Consider the following 17,876-nt stretch of genomic DNA (forward strand, 5'->3'; position numbering starts at 1 on the left):
GCCCGGGCTCGGGCTCGGGCCCGGACTCGGGCTCGGGCGGCGCGTGTTCACCAGCGTTCGCCGATCGGGTTGGGAAAGGGCAGGTAGTCGGCGTGCCGGTCGGCGGCCCGCTGCCAGCGCACCAACAGGTTGGCCTTGACCGGCAGCGGTACGCCGGCCAGCAGCGCCCGCAGCCGGGGCGGCTCGCCGAGCCGGGCGGAGGTCTCGGCCACCACCTCGCGCAACGCCGCCCAGAGCCGCGCCTCGATCCCCGGCCGCGCGTCGGCGAGCGCCCCGGCCAGCTCCACCAGATGGTTGACGAAGAGGCAGTAGCTGACCCGGTTGAACGCCTGCTCCGGGTCGTACCCGATCGGGGCCGGCAGTCGGGCGAGCCAGTCGGCCCGGCGCTCGGTGTCCAGCTTGACCCCCTCCAGGTCGCGCAGCAGCATCCGCACCGGCCACCGGTCGGCGTCCAGCACCACCACGACGTTCTGCAGGTGCGCCTCGTGCACCACCCCGTGCCGCCCCCAGAGTTCCAGCACCGCCGGGACGAGCAGCCGGACGTACGCCACCCACCAGCCGACCGGGTCGGCCACCGGCAGCGGCGCGGCGGCCAGCGCGGCGGCGAGCAGCGGCGTCTCGCCGTCGGCCAGGTGCGGGCGCAGCCCGCCGCGCAGGATCACCCCGTACGTCTCGTCCAGCACCGGCAGCTCCACCGTCCGGTACGCCGGCTCGGGCAGCAGCGCCACCCCGGGCGGCAGTGGCAGCGTGTCGAGGAGCCGGGTCAGCGCCACCGCTCCGGTCAGCTCGTGGCGGGCGTTCTTGCGTACGCAGTTGGTGATCCGGACGTGCAGGCTGGTCTTGACGAAGAGGTCGGCGCGGGGGGCGTAGAGGGTACGCACGCTGGCGGTCGGCCGGAGCACCGCGCCGGCCGTACCGAGATCGCGCAGCCGGGGGTCGAGCGGCCGGGCGAGCGCGTACTGCCAGGGGTGCACCGGCAGCACGGCGTACCCGACCGGTGCCTCCGGCGGATCGAGTACCCCGATCAGCTCGTCGAACGGTCCCGCCGAGCCGAGCAGCTCCTCCGGTACGCCGATCCAGCGCAGCCGCAGGCTGGTCCGCAGCTCCGGGGCGTACGCGTTCCACGCCTCGACGTCGCCGCTGCGCCACTTCGGCGTCGGATGCCGGGGGTGGCCGTGCACAAGTGACTGCTCGGAGTCCACATAGGAGTCGATCGCAATCTCGCCGGTCGGGTCCGGATCGGCCGGCGGGCGCAGCCGGAGTACCCGGTCCAGCGCGTCCCGGCTGGCCACCACCTGCTCGGCGAACTCGTCGTTGCGTACTCCCGTGCGCAGGGTCAGCTCGTCGGTGACCAGCGCGGCGAGTTCGGCCGCGTCCACCGGTGACCAGGTGTCGGCGGAGAGCCGCTGCACCGGCCCCTGGTAGCGGTGCGCACCCACCTCGGAGACCCGGGCCACCGCACAGCGCAGCAGCACGGCGCTGCGCGGCAGCCGTACCACCGCGTACCCGTCGGCGAGCGTGGTCTGCCGTTCCGGCCCGGCGAGCTCCCGGACGACGCAGCCGAGCAGAGTGTGCGTACTCGCGACGTCGGCGGTGGGCCGGGACACGGCGGCGGTCATCGACTGCTCCTCGTTGCTGCGGTGCCTGCTCCCGGGCGCCCGGTTCGCCACCTCGGTCACCGGTCGGACCGCAGGTAGTTCGGGCCGGTACGCCGGTAGTACTTGTTGATGTCGGCACAGCCGGTGCGCTGCTTCGACAGCAGCGTGCCGGCGGTGAGCATCGCCTTGACCGGCAACCGGTCGGCGGTCAGGACGCGTCCGGTGAGCTGCCGTCCGGCGGCGGCCACGTCCCAGCCGGCCGGGGCGTCTCGTTCCGCTCCGGCCGGGGTGCCGGCCCAGCGGTCCCGGGCGGCGATCAGCCGGGTCCGCAGCGCGGTACCGGGGTCCGGCACCGGTACACCCCGCTCGGCGAGAGCGCGCAGCGGCGCGGCGGCGGCCAGGTGCAGGGTGATCGTGGTGAAGACGTCCGCCAGCTCGCCGGGATCAGTGACCCACATCCGATCGTCCCGCAACGCCGGGCCCGGCCGCCGGACCAACCGGGCACCGTCGTTGTCCTTGTAGAGCAACCAGATACCACCGCCGAGCGGGCCGCCGCGGGACGCACCGCTGTCGGACGCGTTGCCGCTGGTCGGGCTGGTGGCCCTCGCCTGTTGCTTACGGGCCGGCCGGTCGAGGACGAGGTGGATGTTCTGCTGGTGCGCCTCCAGCGCGACACCGTGCCGCAGCCAGAGAAAAGCGTGCCAGTCGACAAGTAGGTCCAGGTAGGACTCGAGCAGCGGGCGCGGATCCGGGCCGCCGATCCGTTGCGCGACCGTGCCGCCGGCCGGGTCCTCGGCGGCCAGCGCGGCGACCGGGACGACGGTCCGCCCGGTCAGCTCGGCCGGGAAGCGGCGCACCAGGAAGGACCGGACGGGATCGCCGGCATGGCCGTAGCAGCTCTCGTCGGCGTGCAGGATCCGGCCGGCGAACGCCGGTTCGGCGGCGGCGATCCGGGCCAGCAGCCGGTGTAGTTCCGCGCCGTCGACAAGCGTGCCGGGGCCGATGGTGCGGATGTTGCGCGCCCCGAGCGTCGCCGTGGCCAGCGGCAGCTTCAGATGCGTGTACGGGTCGTCGACCAGCGCCACCGTCCGGGTCGACAGGGTCGGCCGGACGAGCACCTCGGGAAGGTCGGACGCGTCGGCGCGGAGCACCGGCAGGTCGAACCGCTCGGCGGTCAGCGGGTGCACCGGCAGCAGCACGGTCCCCGGCTGTCCGGACGCCGGCCACCAGGGCGGCAGCGTGCCGGCGAGGGTCAGCTCGGCATGCGGCACCGGCAGCCAGCACAGGGCGAATCGCGGGGCGTGCTCCGGGGCGTACCCGAGCAGGGCGGCGCGGTCGAGCCCGATCCGGGCCCGGCTGGTCGGGTAGACCGGGTGGTCCGTCCGGGCGGCCAGTACGTCGTCGAGCAGCGCACCGGCCATCCCGTCCGGGGTACCGGCGCGGGTGGCGAGGAGTTCTGCGTACACCCTGCTCCGGGTCCGGTCGGCGAGTCGACGGGCCACGAGATCGTCCCGGCACTCGGCGCGGAACACCCGCCACCCCTGCTCGGCCTCCGGATCGCCCACCGGCGCGAGTACGTCCAGCAGCCCGTCCAGGTCCCGCACCACCCGCACCGGGACATCGGAGCCGGCATCACCACCAATTGCCGCGAACGGCTCCGGAGTGCGCTTCCGCTCCGGCTCCGAGTCAGGGCCCGGGTCGGGGTCGGGGCCGGGGTTCGGGTCGGCGTCGGGTAGTACCAGCAGTTCCGCGGCGGCGGTGCGCAGTTCGTGCTGGAAGCCGTCGGAACGGACCGGCAGTGCCAACCGGGCGCCCGGAATCCGGGTGAGCCACCACCGACCCGCGGGACGCCCGCTGCCGGCCAGGCCGAGGTGGTCCTCGCGGAGCAGCGCGTCCAGTACCCGCTGGAAGAGCTGCCGCTCGGCGTCGTCGTCGGCGGCGGCGCTTCCGCGCACCGTGTCGTCGGTGGTCCGGTGCTGCGGTGCGTGGGGGCCGCCGCCGGCCAGGCTCGTCGGCTCCGCCGGGCGTCGCGTCGTCATCCCTCGATCCTCCAGCGGTGGGCCGCCCGAAAGCGGGCCAGCGCGGCGCGTACCGTCGCCCGGTCGGGCCCGATCCCGTGCAACGCCGCCAGGTAGTCCCGGTTGGTGCCGGTGAGCGGGGCGGTCGTCCCGACAGTCCGGAGTGGACGGGCGCCGAGCGTGACCCCGGCCGGTCCGGTCGCGTCCACCGGTCCGGGCGCGGCGACCAGCGTCCCGGAGCGGTCGGCACAGACCCACTCGACCCGGGCGTGCCGGGGCAGGCGTACCGGGTCGGGCAGCGGCGGCAGCGGATCACCGGCGTGGATCCGGATGACGTGCGCGAAGAGCGGCAGTTCGAGCAGGTCGGCCATCACCAGGTCGACCCGGTCGCCGACCAGCCGGTAGTTGACCTCGACGAGCCGGGCCCGGCCGTCGTCGGTGACCACGAACTCGGTGTGGCAGGCGCCGAAGCCGACCCCGAGCGCGTCGAGTTGGGCGAGCACCTGGCCGAGTACCGGCGCCGGCAGCTCGGGGGCCCAGTCCAGAGCCTCCTCGGTGAAGGTCGGCGGCGGCCCGAGGCTGGTTTGCCAGCCGCCCAGCACCGCCCTACCGCTGCCGTCGCCCAGCGTCTCCAGGGTGTGCAGTTCGCCGGCCAGGTACTCCTCAACCAGCAGGTCTCGGCCGGGGCGCCGGGTGCGGATCTCGGTGACCCGACGCCGCAGCTCGGCCATGTCCTCGACCAGGTAGACGTCCTCGCTGGCCACGCCCTCCCGGGGCTTCACCACCGCCGGGAAGGGCACGGTCCCGGCCCGCTCCGCCGGGTCGTCCGGATGCAGCGCCACCACAGCCACCCGGTCCAGTCCGGCGTCGGCGACGGTACGCCGGGTGAGTCGCTTGTCCTTGCCGCGCACGGTGGCCCGCCAGTCCTTTCCGGGCAGTCCCAGGTACTCGGCGGCGAGCGCGGTCGGGGTCTGTAGGTGGTCACTGTTGGACAGCAGCGCGACCGGCGGCTCGCCCTGCTGCACCGCGTCGAGTACGCCGCGCACGTCGCGAACGTCCGCACCCCGGATCTCCGCCCCGGACCGTCGCACCGGCTCCACCCGCCAGGCGGCGGGCTGGTCGGTCAGTACGGTCACCGGCAGTCCGAGCCGGACGGCCGCCGGCAGGAACCCGTCGAGTACCGAGTCGGTCGGGTTGAGCGCCGTCAGGTAGAGCCGCACGGACGAGTCTCCTCCGGCGGTGCCACCCGGCGTCCCTCTTTCCACTAAGGTAAGGCTTACCTAGCGGAAGATTAGCCCTGCCCAGCGCGGAATGGAAATCTGCCCGCCGATCACGGACCGCGTGTCGGAGTCCGATGCGGGTCACCGAGCCGGCGTCCCGGAACACCGGCTCGCGCCAGCACGGCTGCGGCGAGGACCAACGAGAGGTAGCGGCAGACGAGCGGGAGGTAGCGGCAGACGAACGGGCCCGGGTGGCGGGTGCCAGGGTCGAGGCACCCACCACCCGGACCCGCCGGATGGGACGGAAGTCAGCCCCGGAACGCGTCCCGGGTGTCGCGGGCGGCGTCGCCCACGTGGTCACCGGCCTGCTTGACGTTGGCTTCGGTCTGCTGGGTCGCGCCCTCGGCCTGAAGCCGCTCGTTGTCGGTCGCGTCGCCGACCTTCTCCTTGGCCGCACCGGTCACTTCCTCGACCTTGTGCCGGATCTTGTCTCCGATGCCCATGGTGTGTGTCCTCCAATACTGGCCGTGGTGCATACGCTCCGTCGCTTTGTTAGTGCCCCGACCCCGCAACACCGAAACCGGCCACGCCGGCCGCTCCACCAGCCGATCGAGTGCCCCGCGCCGGACCGGAGGTGTCGGTAGGCTGCCCGGGGCGACGCGGGGGAGGCGTGGATGACCTGGCCGGACGGTGGACCGTGGGTGGTCGCCACCACTTCGTCGAGCACGAGTTGGGCGGTGGCCACCGCGGCCATCTGCGCGGCGTCGACAGCACGGGTGGCGGTGCTCCGGATCGTCGACGACGCTCCGGACGTCCCGCCCGCGGTGCTGTGTGACAACGTCGCCAGCTATCTGGAGGTACGCGCCGGTGCCGCCGATCCGACCCGCGTAACCGACCTGGCCAGGCTGGTACGGTCCCTCTCCCACGGTCACGGCCTGGTGCTGGTGGCCGGGGCACCAGGTCTCGTCGTACCCGTGGGACGGGCCGGCTGGACCCTCGCGGAGCTGGCCCGAACGCTGGGCGCTCCGGTGGTGCTCGTCGCCGATCTGGGGCCGGAGGCGGTCAACCACACGACGTTGGCCCTCGACGTCCTCGCCGGCCGCGACCTGGCCGGCACTGTCGTCGCGGTCGGCGAAGGGGACGGCGACGAACTCGCCGTGCTGCCGGTCCGGCTGGCCGGGCGGATCCCGGCGGACGCCGCCGACCGGCTGGCCGCGCTCCCGACGGAGACGTTCCGGACTGCGGCACCGGGCTGGCTCGATCCACTGCTGCACGCCACTCGTCGCCCGACCGCGACCCGTGCGCCCGAGCCGCCGGCTCCGGCCAGTCCCGATACGGGGTCGTCGCAGCCGGCCGGACCGCAGCCGGCCGGGGCGTCGTCGGCCGGGGCGTCAGGCGGGTTGTCGTCGGGCGGCCCGTCGACGGGCGGCGACGCGGGACGGCCGGCCGGGAGCAGGACGGTCAGCGGCAAGCGGGTGCTGATCGTCCTGCTTGCCGTCTTCCTGGCCTCGGTGCTGCTGCTCTGCGGCCTGAACCTGGTCACGTCGACCGGTCCGGCGTTCGTTGACCAGCACACGGTCATCGATCAGCGGGACGTGCCGGACAGGGTGGCACCGACCGCTCGGCTCCCGATACCCGTCCCGCCCTCGACCGTGTCCCGGCCATCCGCCTCTGCCTTTGGCTCCGCCTGCCCGCCGTATGTCCGGAAGGTGGTCCCCACCGTGCCGGACCGGGCGACCACCGCCCGGATCGACGGCGCCTGGTCACGCATCGAGCGCTGGCTGGCCCGACACGCCCCGCGCAGCCTGGCCGGCCTGCGACCGCCGGCCGCACCGGCCCGGATCGCCGCGCTCCAGGTCCGGATGTCGGTGCCGTTCCCGGCCGACCTGGTCGCCTCGCTGCGCCGGCACGACGGTGCCGAGCATTTCGACCTGCCGCCGTTCTACCGGCCGCTGTCGTTGGACGAAATCGGCGCCGACCGGGCGCTGACCTGCGACGTTCGGGCCGACATGGCGACGGACGACCACTGGTGGCATCCGGCCTTCGTGCCCTTCGCGTCGGCCGGCGACGGCGGCAGCCTGCTCGTCGACCAGCGCTCCGGCGGGCACGGCCGGGTCGGCGAGTTCTATCCCGAGGACGGCACCGGCTTCGACGGCTGGCCGGCATCGGTCACCGAGTTGCTGGTCGGTGTGGCCAGGTCGCTGGAGACCGGCGAGCCGTACGCCGCTCGGTACCGCCCGACCGTCGACGCCGAGGGTCGGCTCGCCTGGACGATCGAATAACCGCCCGACCATCCGACCGCCGGTTGAGCCTCGCAGGCTTGGTCGTTAGTCGTTGGTCGTTGGTCGTTGGTCGTTGGTCGTTGGTCGTGCAGGCGGTTGGTCATGCCCGGCAGGGGTCGTTGTCGGTCGTGCGGCCTGCCGACTACGCCTGGCAGGCGCGGTTGTCGATCGTGCAGGCAGTCGGCTCGCCGTCGATCAGGGCGCCGTCGACCCGGAAGCGCACCTGCACCGAGCCGCGCGCCGGCACCCGGCTGGTCGCTCCGGTCGGTACGAAGGTCCAGGTGGCACCGTCCCGGCTGGCCTCGGCGCCCTGCACCGCCGCGACCGACTGGGTTGTCCGGGGCAGGGTGATGACCAGCCGCCACCCGCTGGCCGTACCCGGACCCGGATTGGTGATGGTCACCGAAGCGGTGTAGTTGAGCAGCGTGACGTCCTCGGTCGCGTACCGGGCGGCCAGGGTCGGCGGCGGGACGGGGGACGGGGCGGCGGACCGCTGCGGCCGGCTCCGGGACCCGTTGCCCGGTGGTGCGGGTGACCCGGCCGGTGGCGAGGAGGCGGGTGGGGTCGCGCTGCCCGTCGCGTCGCCCGCCCCGTCCCCGGGGTCCACCTCGATCTCGGCGGAGGGTGGCGGCGCCACACCCAGCGGCGCGAACTGGTCCGGTGTCCGGAGCAGCGCGAAGACGAGGAATCCGGTGCCGACGACGACGACCAGTGCCGCCGCCCCGATCGCGCCCACCATCGCCCGGTCACCCCGGCGTGCCGGCAACAGCCGGGCCAGCCGGCGGACCGGGGCACGCACCGCCGCCGCAACGGCGAGCAGCGCGTCGAGGATGGCGACCGGCAGGGTACGCGCCGGACGTTGTCGATCATTGCGCACGTGACTTCCCTTTCGCTGCACGGGTGGCGACGCCGTGCCGCCCCCGCCCGTCAGACCCGGGCCGGGCGGATCAGAGCGCCCGCAACCCGGCGAGCACAGCCTCCAGCAGGTCCTCCGAGGGCACGTTGAGCACCGACGGCTCGTGGGTGTCGATCAGGCCCGCGTCCAGCAGGTCGCCGAGCAGCACCCGTACGGTGCCGACCGGCAGGTCCAGCGCGGCCGCGATCTCGGCCACCGAGAGCGGCTGGCGGCACAGCACGAGGATCTCGGACTGCTCGGGCGTCAGGTCGGAACGCTGCGGCACCGGCCAGCGGACCACCACCAGAGAGATCAGATCGAACTGTCCCCGGATCGGCTGCGTCCTGCCCCGCGTCATCGCGTACGGGCGGACCACCGGTCCGGCGTCCTGGTCGTACCAGGCATCCTCGTGCCGACCTCCTGCACCGGTGCGCACCGCGTGTCACCCCCCGGTCAGGTCATCGGCCGGCACCGGAAACGTGGGCAGGTGCGTGTCCGCCCGGCCGGCCGCCAACGCCACCTCGTACGCCATCGAGTCGACGTCGGCGTCCCCGGCGAACCGTACGGCGAGAATGGCACCGCCCCGGGTCGCGGCGACGAACAGGAACGCCTTCTGCATCTGCACGATGACCTGCCGTACCGCGCCGTCGTCGGAGTACCGGGCGGCGGCCTGGGCCAGCGCCTGCAACCCGGCGACCACACTGGAGAGCTGTTCGGCGAGTTCGCCGCCGACTCCCCGGGAGACCCCGAGCAGTAGCCCGTCCGGGGAGAGCGCGACGGCGTGCTCGGCCGCCGAGACCCGGTCCACGAACTCGTCGAGTATCCGGACCAGGTTATCCGTCGTGACCACTGCGTGAGTCACCTGTCGTCCTTCCGCTGCTCTCGGTTTGGTCGTCGCCGGGTGCCGGGAGCGCTACCGGCAGCTCCATCGTCGCCGACCAGTCGGTTGCGGCACGCCGGACGGGCGCGCCGTTCTGCGCGGAGCCGGCGGCCCGGCTCGGAGTGCCGACCGGATTCCCCGGGTCCGGACGGCGGACCCGGACCGGGAGCGCCGGTGCGGCCCCTGGTCGGGAGGCACCAGCCGGCGGTCCGACGGCGGTGTCGGTCGGTCGTCCCGGTGCGGTGGTGGTGCCCGGGGCGGGAGCCGGTTCGGGTTCGGATGTCTCGACCAGCAGAGTAGCCGGCACCAGCACGATCGCCGCGGTTCCGCCCCGGGGACCGGCCGTCAGTTCGACGGTGACGCCGTGCCGGCGGGCGAGCCGGCCGATCACGTACATCCCGACCGCGCCGTTGAGCGGGCCGGTGTTTGGGGTGTCCCGGAGCAGCTCGTTGACGGCCGCCAGCTCGGCCGGACTCCGCCCCACGCCGTCGTCGCTGACGATGATCGCCCGGCCGTCGTCGCGTACCTCGGTGGCGATCCGGACGGTGGTGGTCGGGGCCGAGCCGGAAAGGGCGGCCTCGACGATCTCGGCGAGCAGGTGGATCAGGTCCGGCAGCGCCCGCCCGGCGACCGCCCCCGACCAGTGCGGGGCCACCAGTACCCGGGGATAGTCGGACACCTCGGCCACCGCACCGCGTACGACGTCGACCAGCGGGACGGGCCGCCGCCAGCGCCGGCCGGGCGTACCGCCGGAGAGGCTGATCATCTGCTCCACGTTCCGCCGGACCCGGGTGGCGAGATGGTCGATCCGGAAGAGTTCGGCCAGTTCCTCGGTGTCGGTCTCCCGCCGCTCCATCGCGTCGAGCAGGCCGATCTGCCGGTGCAGCAGGCTCTGGTTCTCCCGGGCCAACCAGGCGTTGACCTCCCGGGCCCGCTGGTGCGCGGCGAGCCGGGCGGCGATCTGCGCGGCCCGTTCGGTGACCCGTTCGGCCTCCGCCTGCCGCTGCCCGGTCTGCACCACCAGCTGCTCCCGCTGGCTGGTGAGCCGCTTGCGCTGGGCGGTCAACTCGGCCGCCCGGTCGGTCAACTCGGCCGCCCGGTCCGTCAGCTCTGCCGCCCGGTTCCGCTGGGCGGTCAGCTCCGCCGCCAGGCCGTCCCGGGCGCTGGCCAGAGTGGCGTTCTCACTGTTCAGGTCGTCGAGCCGGGCGACGACCCGCCGGGTGCCGCGCAGGGTGAGTACGAAGGCGGCCACCAGCAGCACCAGCCCGAGGCCGCCGACCAGCCCGGCCCGGACCACCACCCCGGCCGCACCCCGGGAGGCCCGGTCGACACTGTCGCGTACCCCGGTGCTGACCAGCGCCCGCAGTTCGGACAGGGCCGGTTCGGTCGTCGCCTGCCAGCGGGCGGGCTGCACCGGCGGAGTCCCGCCGTCCCAGTCGGCAGTCAGCAGTTCCGTCTCGACGGCGTGCAGGGTGGCGAAGACCGGACCGCTGACCAGCCGGTCGTAGTCGACCCGCTCCGACTCCGGAAGTCCGGCCGCGGCCTCGGTCCGGACGAACCGGGCCACCGCCACCAGGTCGACCAGCCGGGCGTGCTCCGCCCCGGTCAACCTGGGCGAGGCGAGCGCACCGGCCACCAGGGCATCCTCCCGGGAAAGCAGCTCGGCGGCCCGGGAGAGCGCGAGCAGGGTACGCGTCTCCTCGATCAGCTCGCTGCGCCGGCTCGCCCACTGCGAGCCGTACACGGCGAAGCCGGCATCGATGATGTCCCCGTAGGACGCGGCGACGGCGGCCCGCTCGATCCGGCCGCCGTCGACGTCAGCCCGGAGTCGCCCGAGTTCGTCCAGCCGCCGGACCAGTTCCGCCGCCCGCTCCCGGACCGCGCCGACGGTGGCCAGCCGCAGGTCCGTCCGTCCGGCGAACCGCCGCAGCGCCCCGACAGCCGTGTCGGTGCGGGCACGCTGTTCGAGCAGGGCGGCGCGGTGCCGGCCCGGTGCGGCCAACTCGACCATGCTCAGCCGGCGTTCCGCCTGGAGGCCGAGGATCAGCGCGTCGGTCGGCTGACCGAGCTGGGTGCCGAGGGTGCGGACCGCGAGCAGGTCCATCGCGTCCCGGGCGGTCAGGAAGCTGGCGTACGCCCAGAGCACGGTCAGTACGGTCAGCAGCGCGGCAACCTTGACCACGATCCTGCTGGGTGCTGCCGAGGCGCCCCCCGGCTTCTCCGGTGCCCCGGTCCCGCCGGTTGCGGCGGTCCCGTCGGCCGCACCGGCCGAGCCGGCAGCACCGGTCCCAGCCCCTCCCGGCCGGGACTCAGCAGCCACCGTCCCTGATCCGGACCCCACCTGCCCTGCCGCCCCGGCCCGGGTACGACCTCCCGGTCCGGCCCCCGTACGCCCCGCCGGCCCGGTTGCCGACGTCGGCCCGGTTGCCGACGTCGGCCCGGTTGCCGACGTCGGCCCGGGACCAGAGCCGGTGCGCGGGGAAGGACCGGAACCCGATCCGGTGCGCGGGGAAGGACCGGAACCCGATCCGGTGCGCGTCGACGGCCCGGGACCGGATCCCGTTCGTGCTGACGGCCCGGGACCGGATCCGGTCCGCGCTGTCGGCCCGGGATCAGTGCCGGGCTTGGCATGCCCTGAGCGGGAGCCGCCGCGGTCGGTCGGCCGGTTGGCCGAGCCCTCGCGTCCTGCCGGGCCGGAGTCGGGGCTGCCGCGTCCTGCCGGGCCGGGTCGAGGCTCGCCGCGTTCCGGTCCCGGGGCACCGCGTCCGGCCGGCCCGACGCCCGGACCGGATCTGCCACCTCCGGGCACCTGTCGCTCCGGCAGCCGTGGCCGGTTCGCCAACTGCTCGGGGGGCCGTGGCCGGCTCGCCGGTTGCTCGGGCGGCCGTGCGCGATTGGCTGGTTGCTCGGCTGGCCGGGGCCGGTCCACTGGTTGCTCGGGTGGCCGCAGCCGCTGCGCCGGTTGCTCGGGTGGCCGCAGGCGCTGCGCCGGTTGCTCCGCCGGACGTGGCCGGTCCGTCGGTCGCGCCGCCGGCCGCGCCCGATCGGCCGGTCTCTCGGCGGGCCGAGGCCGGTTCGCCGGTTGTTCCGCCGGACGTGGCCGCTCGGCGGGCTGCTGACCAGGCCGTGCACGGTCGTCCGCCCGCTCGACCGGTCGCACCCGGTCGCTTCGCTGTTCCGCCGGTCGCACCCGGTCGCTTCGTTGGTCCCCAGGTCGTGGTCGGTCGGTTGCGCGTTCGACCGGTCGTGGTCGATCGGCGGGTTGTTCTGCCGGTCGTGGGCGGTCGCTCCGCTGGTCCCCAGGTCGTGACCGGTCGGCGGGTTGTTCCGCAGGTCGCACCCGGTCGCTTCGCTGTTCCGTGGGCTGTGGCTGGTCGTCCTGCCGGTCCGCCGGGACCGCCGGGACCGCCGGGACCGCCGGGTCGACGGGACCGTCGACGGGCGCGGCGTCCGCCGGGGTACGGACCGGTCCCCCGCGCCGGAGTCCGGCGCCCAGCGCCGCTATCCGGCGCCCCGCCCCCTTCACCGTGCCGTCCGCTGCGGCCAGGCGGAGCCGGCCGGCCGGCCGCCGGACCGCTCCTCGACGATCGCCCGGAGCCGGGCCAGCAGCTCGCTCCGGTTGGCGCAGTTGAGCCGTTGCCGCATCCGGGCCACGTGGTGTTCGACGGTCTTGGCCGAGATGAACAACCGGTCACCGATCTGCTTGTACGTCAGCCCGCTGAGCACCAGCTCGGCCACCTCCCGCTCCCGCTCGCTGAGCCGGTCCTCGGCCGGTGCGGCGATCGCGTCGGCCACCGGGGTGTTGCCGGTACCCGCCGGCCGGGTGCCGCCCTTCGCACCGGCGGGCCGGCCCTGGAGCATCCGGGCGCAGTCCAGCAGGGTGGTCATCGCCTTCCGGTCGGAGGTACGGATCGCGGCCTGACCGGCCAGCCGGGCACCGTCCCAGCACAGTCCGATGCCGTGCAGGCTCCGGGCGGCGGCCTCCACGCGTACCGGGTCGACGGTGCCGCGCAGCACCTCGACCCAGCTCTGGCCGGCGGCGGCCACCACGGAGGCGTACCGGGTGTGTCCGGTGGCGGCGGCGAGGGCGGCGACGTGTTCGTCCGCCACGGCCGGACGGTCGGCCAGGATCGCGGCGTGCAGACAGCTCCAGTGCAGTGGTGTCGTCCACAGTGCCGGGTCGCCGAGCCGGGCGAGCAGGTTCCGGGCCTCGCCGAGATAGGGGGCGAGCCGGTCGAGTTCGCCGAGCCGGGCGGCGGCGATCGCGAACTCGCCGAGCGGAAGCAGGGTGAACAGGTCCACCGGGTGACGTACCACCGCCTCCCGGGCGCGTTCCCAACCGCGTTGCAGGCCCGGCAGGTCGCTGTTGCGGCGGGCGATGCCGAGGTCGAGCGCTGCGGCGAAGACCAGGTCACGGGATTCCAGGGGTACCGGACCGGTGGTGACCGCCGCCAGGTGCGCGGCGGCCTCGCCGGTCCGGCCCCGGACCATCAGCAGCCAGGACTGGAGCAGCCGGTGCCGGCGGGCGGTCAGCGCCCCGCCGAGGCCGGCGGCGGTGGCCCGGTCCAGGGCCCGCTCGCCGATGTCGAGTTCACCGGAGTGCAGGGCCACCAGGGCGGCCAGCGCGGCCGGGGTCTCCGGCAGCAGCACCGACCGGCCGGCCGGTTCGAGCAGCGCGGATGCCTGCACCAGGGTGGAGAGCGCGGCGGTCGGCGGGCCGGCGAGGGTTTCCTTCAGCCCGCGGGCCATCAGCAGCGCCGCGCTGGCCAGCATCGTCGGCGGGCCGTCGGCCGGCGGGTCGGCGAGGATCCGGTCGAGCTGGTCGACCCGGCCGGCGCCGGCCGCGCCGAGGGCCGCGAAGGCCACCGACGACGGGGTGCCGGACCAGCGGTACAGCTCGACCGCCCGGTCCGGGTGACCCCGGTGTACCAGCGCGGTGGCGGCGACGGCCGCCCCGTCGGCCCGGTCCGGCGAGTCCGGGGTGGCGATCAGGCGGTCGGCCAGGCGCAGTGCGGAGTCGAGGTCGGCGGAGAGTGCCGCCGCCATCGCCCGGCGGGCCGCCACCGGCCGGCCGGCCGCACCGGCGACGGCGAAGAGCCGGGCCGCCAGTGCCGGGTCCTCGCCGAGTGCCTCGTCACCGGCGGCCTCGGCGACGCCGGCCGGGCAACTGGCGCCGAAGCCGCCGTCGAGCATCGACCGGACCAGCGGGAGTACCCGTCCGCCGCGCTGGAGTTGCAGCTCGGCGAGGCGCTGCCAGACGGCCGCCCGCTGGCTCGCCGGGCTGAGTGCGGCGATGGCCCGGCGGACGATCGGGGCGAGCCGGTCGTCCGGCCCGAGCAGTCCGGCGGCCCGGGCGGCGGCCAGCGGCTCGTCCAGTTCCTCCGGGTGCCGGTTGAGCAGCGCCCCGAGCAGGTCGGTGGGGAGTGCCGGGCCGGCGGCCATCGCCAGCAGCAGCCGGCGTACCTCGATCTCCAGGCTCTCCAGCTCGGGCGCGAACTGGAGCAGTACCGACCGGGGTATCTCCAGGGTCGGCGCGGCGGGTGCCGGCCGGTCGGTGGGCGGCCGGTCCGTGCGGCCGGGCCGGCGGTCGGCCGGGCGCAGCGCCCGGGCCAGCCACTCGACGAACCGGGGTACGCCACCGGTCTGCTCGTGTACGAGCCGGGCGACCCCGGGCGGCAGCGCAGACCCGTACGCGGTGCCGAGGTACGCCGCGGTGCGCTGCTCGGTGAACGGGCCGAGCACCACCGGCGGGCCGCCCCGGTGCAGTACCTCGGCCAGCTCGGCGAGCCCGGCCGGGCGGGGCCAGGGGCGGAACGCGACCGCCAGCCGGGTCCGGCCGCTCTCGGCGAGCCGGCGCAGCTCGGCCAGCGCGGCGGCGTCGAGCAGGTGCGCGTCGTCGACGAGTACGGCGCAGTCGGGGTCGCCGGAGTCGGCCAGTTCCCGCCACGAGCCCGGCACCGGTACGCCGGCCTGCTGGTAGCCGCGGCGCAGTCGGGCGAGTACGGCGGTCTTGCCGTGCCCGCCGACCGCCTGTATCGCGGTGCGCAGCGGTGCCTGCGGGTCGGCGTCGACCCGGCTGAGGAAGGCGCTGGTCTGCTCGTCGAGCACGAGCGGGATCTCGGTCTCGGTGCGCGGCATGACGGCGGTCCTCACCAGCCCCACCCCGACGCGGCGACGGTCAGCGGATCCGATCCGCCGATCCCGCCGAGCAGCCCGCCGAGCGCGCCAAGCAGCGCCGCCAAGCCGACGACAGTGGTGTCCCGGCCGGAGGCGAAGCGGGACAGCTTTCGCATCGGCAACTCCAGTGGGGTGATCCGGATCGGTGGGCGGGGTGGCAGTTGCGAGCGGTCCTCGTCGTACCGGCCGGGTTCGCGACCGTCGCCGGACCGGCCGCGCTGCCGGCGGGCCGGTGGTTCGCCGCGCCGGACACCGGGCCGGGGCGGGCGCATCACCGGCGGGCGGGGCGGTGGCCGGTTGCCGCGCTGCCGGTCCAGCAGGTGGTAGCCGGCGACGGCGGCACCGGCGGCGATGGTGAGCTGCGGGTCGGCCTCGACCTCGACCGGCACCGGGAAGCGGGCGGCGACCAGCTCCCGCACCAGCGGGATCCGGGCCGAGCCGCCGGCCAGCAGGACCCCGTCGAGCTGGTGTGGGGCCAGGCCGCAGGACCGGACGGTACGGACCAGCTCCTGCACGGTGAGTGTGACGGCGGGCCGGATCAGGTCCTCGAACTCGGCCCGGCGCACCGGCACCCGGGTCTGCCGGGCGGGGAGCCGGACCGGTACGTCGGCGGTGTCGGCGAGAGTCAGTTCGATCTTGGCCCGGCGGCTTTCCCGGCGCAGCCCGAGCAGCGCCTGCCGGACCAGCGGGTCGGCCTGGTCGGCGAGTTCCTTGGCCAGCCCGGAACGGACGTGTTCGACAAGCGCCTCGTCGAAGTCGGCCCCGCCGAGCGGCTCGGCGCCGACCTGTCCGGTGCGCAGCTCGAAGCCGAGCGGCTGGGCCCGGTCGACGACGGCGGTGGACCAGGTCTGCCCGCCGAGGGTGTGCACGGCGAGGGTGCGCCCGGAGAAGCCGTGCGCGGCGTGGCTGGCGGCGACGAGCACCGGTGCCGGGAGCAGGGCCACGTCGCCGAGGCCGACGTCCCAGAGCGCCTCGCCGAGCAGGTGCCGCCGGTGGTCGCCCCAGCCCGCCGGATGGCTCAACACGATCCAGTCGGGATGCTCGCGCTCCTGCTCCATCACCCGCTCGACCACCCACATCGCGAGCATGGCGCTGAGCGCCTGCGCCGAACACGCCTCGCCGCCGAGCAGCAGCGGTACGCCGTCGCCGATCCGGCCGGCGAAGTCACGGGCGACCCAGCCGCTGTCGACCGGGCCGTCGTACTCGTCGGGGTCGGCGACGGTGATCGACCGGTTCGACGACATCAGCAGTACGGAGGGGACGGCGTGGCCGACCGGGCCGAGCCGGACGGGCTCGGGGGGATCCCAGTTGTTGCCCCGGAGTCGTGCGACAGCGGCAGCCGTTGCGGTGCTGCCGATGTCGATTCCGAGGACGTAGGGCATCCGACCATTCCTCCACCGCGAGTCATTCCGCCGGGACGGCGCGTACATGTCGTGGCCTCAGCCGGGGCAACCGGGGGCGGCTGGGATCGTCCGGTGGGCCGTTAGGGGAGTCATCTTTTCGTACCAGAGATCTATCCGCCATCGGGACCCTAACTCCGACGGAACGCATCCCCTATGCCCCTAACGCAGATCTAAGGCGCGGCCCTAGCGGGGGTGGCGGGTGACCTCGGCGTCGTCCCCGATGTCCGGAGCGGAGGGGCGCGGCTAGCGTCGATGGCGACATCCGGCGGCGGCGCAACGCAGCGCGTCGCCGCCGGAGGTCGGCAACACCCGCACCAGACGAGGTCCGGCTCCCGGTGACGCCTGGCTTCATCGCAACACCCGACGTAGGCTCCGCCGCACCAGTTGACGGGCCCGCTCCGACCGGAAGCGGATCCGCCGCCCAGTTCGTCGCACCGGATCCGCGCCGGTGTGAGGACCGCACCGAGGAGACCGGCCCATGGGCTCGCCCCAGACCCTGCACGACTTCGTGCTGAACCTGCTGACCAATCCGGACGCCCGGTCGGCCTTCGAGATCGACCCGGAGGGGACGCTGCGCGAGGCCGGGCTGGCCGACATCAGCGTCGCGGACGTTCAGGACGTGGTGCCGCTGGTGGTGGACTATGCCCCGGTGCAGGGCCTCAGTTCGTTCGCGCCGGTCGGCGAGGACCCGGGCCTCGGGCAGTTCCAGCTCGACCCGAGTGGCGTGATCGGCCAACTGCAGAGCGTCGCGACGCAGCTCGGGGTCGGTACGCATTCGCCGGGCTCGGACGTCAATGCGGCGACGCTGGGTGCGATGAGCATCGCGCCGGGCGCGCTCGGCGGGGTCCTGCCGGGGCTCGGTGCCGACCGGCTCTCCGATCCGCTGGGTCTGGCCGACCCGCTGGTGCCGACCGAGGTGGACGTCGCCGACACCCTCGACTCCGAGGTGGTGGAGCCGGTGCTCACCGACGCCACCGACGCGGTCGGCACCACCGACGGCCTGGTCGGCGACACCGTCGACGGCAACCAGCTCGGGCTGGTCGACTTCGCCGGTGACACGGTGCAGGGCACCTTGGACGGCGTGACCGGACTGGTCGGCTCGCTCGGCGTCGGCGGCACGGTCGGCGGCGTGACCGACACGGTCGGCGGCGTCACGGACACCGTCGGTGGCGTGACCGGCACGGTGGGCGGGGTCGGTGACGCGCTGGACCTCGACCCACTCGACTCCACCGGCTCGCCGGTGCTGGACGGCACCACCTCCGGGGTGACCGACCTGACCGACAACCTCGGCCACACTCTGAGTGACACCACCTCGAGTGTCCTCGGCAACAGCGGCACCGCCGGAGACGTAGACGCCTCCACCTCCGGCGGCCTCCTGGGGATCACGGACGACCTTCTCTGAG

At 74.7% G+C, this 17,876-nt stretch carries 12 protein-coding genes; 2 read left to right on the forward strand and 10 right to left on the reverse strand.

Going from position 1 to position 17,876, the window contains the following annotated elements:
* Positions 1-47: 47 nt before the first annotated feature.
* The 4 genes from O7626_RS02470 to O7626_RS02485 form a co-directional block, all read right to left on the reverse strand.
* Positions 48-1,619, reverse strand: a complete 1,572-nt coding sequence (locus O7626_RS02470; protein ID WP_278058826.1) for an IucA/IucC family protein — start codon at positions 1,617-1,619, stop codon at positions 48-50.
* Positions 1,620-1,675: 56 nt separating this feature from the next.
* Entirely contained in the window at positions 1,676-3,637 is a 1,962-nt protein-coding gene (locus O7626_RS02475; protein WP_278058828.1) for an IucA/IucC family siderophore biosynthesis protein, read from the reverse strand.
* Entirely contained in the window at positions 3,634-4,836 is a 1,203-nt protein-coding gene (locus O7626_RS02480) for an ATP-grasp domain-containing protein (protein ID WP_278058830.1), read from the reverse strand. The genes O7626_RS02475 and O7626_RS02480 overlap by 4 nt, the downstream gene beginning before the upstream one ends.
* A gap of 308 nt (positions 4,837-5,144) precedes the next feature.
* Positions 5,145-5,339: a CsbD family protein gene (locus O7626_RS02485; protein WP_278058831.1), complete on the reverse strand. Its 195-nt coding sequence runs from the start codon at positions 5,337-5,339 to the stop codon at positions 5,145-5,147.
* Between the two features lie 171 nt (positions 5,340-5,510).
* Between O7626_RS02485 and O7626_RS02490 the strand changes: the two genes are divergently transcribed.
* Positions 5,511-7,118 (forward strand): AAA family ATPase, encoded by a 1,608-nt coding sequence (locus O7626_RS02490; RefSeq protein ID WP_278058832.1) that lies wholly within the window; start codon positions 5,511-5,513, stop codon positions 7,116-7,118.
* 142 nt (positions 7,119-7,260) lie between these two features.
* On the opposite strand, the gene O7626_RS02495 is transcribed toward O7626_RS02490, so the two are convergent.
* The 6 genes from O7626_RS02495 to O7626_RS02520 form a co-directional block, all read right to left on the reverse strand.
* Positions 7,261-7,995: a cellulose binding domain-containing protein gene (locus O7626_RS02495; protein ID WP_278058833.1), complete on the reverse strand. Its 735-nt coding sequence runs from the start codon at positions 7,993-7,995 to the stop codon at positions 7,261-7,263.
* Between the two features lie 70 nt (positions 7,996-8,065).
* Positions 8,066-8,449 carry a DUF742 domain-containing protein gene (locus tag O7626_RS02500; RefSeq protein ID WP_278058834.1) on the reverse strand — a complete coding sequence of 128 codons (384 nt, stop codon included), beginning with the start codon at positions 8,447-8,449 and terminating at the stop codon, positions 8,066-8,068.
* Between the two features lie 6 nt (positions 8,450-8,455).
* Positions 8,456-8,875 carry a roadblock/LC7 domain-containing protein gene (locus O7626_RS02505; RefSeq protein ID WP_278058835.1) on the reverse strand — a complete coding sequence of 140 codons (420 nt, stop codon included), beginning with the start codon at positions 8,873-8,875 and terminating at the stop codon, positions 8,456-8,458.
* Entirely contained in the window at positions 8,847-11,075 is a 2,229-nt protein-coding gene (locus O7626_RS02510) for a nitrate- and nitrite sensing domain-containing protein (protein WP_278058836.1), read from the reverse strand. The genes O7626_RS02505 and O7626_RS02510 overlap by 29 nt, the downstream gene beginning before the upstream one ends.
* 1,340 nt (positions 11,076-12,415) lie before the next feature.
* Positions 12,416-15,031: a helix-turn-helix transcriptional regulator gene (locus O7626_RS02515; RefSeq protein ID WP_278058837.1), complete on the reverse strand. Its 2,616-nt coding sequence runs from the start codon at positions 15,029-15,031 to the stop codon at positions 12,416-12,418.
* Between the two features lie 11 nt (positions 15,032-15,042).
* Positions 15,043-16,452 (reverse strand): Hsp70 family protein, encoded by a 1,410-nt coding sequence (locus tag O7626_RS02520; protein ID WP_278058838.1) that lies wholly within the window; start codon positions 16,450-16,452, stop codon positions 15,043-15,045.
* A gap of 499 nt (positions 16,453-16,951) precedes the next feature.
* Between O7626_RS02520 and O7626_RS02525 the strand changes: the two genes are divergently transcribed.
* Positions 16,952-17,875 carry an IniB N-terminal domain-containing protein gene (locus O7626_RS02525; RefSeq protein WP_278058839.1) on the forward strand — a complete coding sequence of 308 codons (924 nt, stop codon included), beginning with the start codon at positions 16,952-16,954 and terminating at the stop codon, positions 17,873-17,875.
* Position 17,876: the final 1 nt, after the last annotated feature.

It is taken from the genome of Micromonospora sp. WMMD1102, assembly GCF_029626265.1.
Lineage (GTDB): Bacteria > Actinomycetota > Actinomycetes > Mycobacteriales > Micromonosporaceae > Plantactinospora.

What these genes read in the sequence shown, in the direction of transcription:
- O7626_RS02525 (WP_278058839.1), top strand. Translation starts at nt 16,952, where the DNA reads ATGGGCTCGCCCCAGACCCTGCACGACTTCGTGCTGAACCTGCTGACC.
- O7626_RS02515 (WP_278058837.1), bottom strand. Translation starts at nt 15,031, where the DNA reads ATGCCGCGCACCGAGACCGAGATCCCGCTCGTGCTCGACGAGCAGACC.
- O7626_RS02475 (WP_278058828.1), bottom strand. Translation starts at nt 3,637, where the DNA reads ATGACGACGCGACGCCCGGCGGAGCCGACGAGCCTGGCCGGCGGCGGC.
- O7626_RS02470 (WP_278058826.1), bottom strand. Translation starts at nt 1,619, where the DNA reads ATGACCGCCGCCGTGTCCCGGCCCACCGCCGACGTCGCGAGTACGCAC.
- O7626_RS02490 (WP_278058832.1), top strand. Translation starts at nt 5,511, where the DNA reads ATGACCTGGCCGGACGGTGGACCGTGGGTGGTCGCCACCACTTCGTCG.
- O7626_RS02485 (WP_278058831.1), bottom strand. Translation starts at nt 5,339, where the DNA reads ATGGGCATCGGAGACAAGATCCGGCACAAGGTCGAGGAAGTGACCGGT.
- O7626_RS02520 (WP_278058838.1), bottom strand. Translation starts at nt 16,452, where the DNA reads ATGCCCTACGTCCTCGGAATCGACATCGGCAGCACCGCAACGGCTGCC.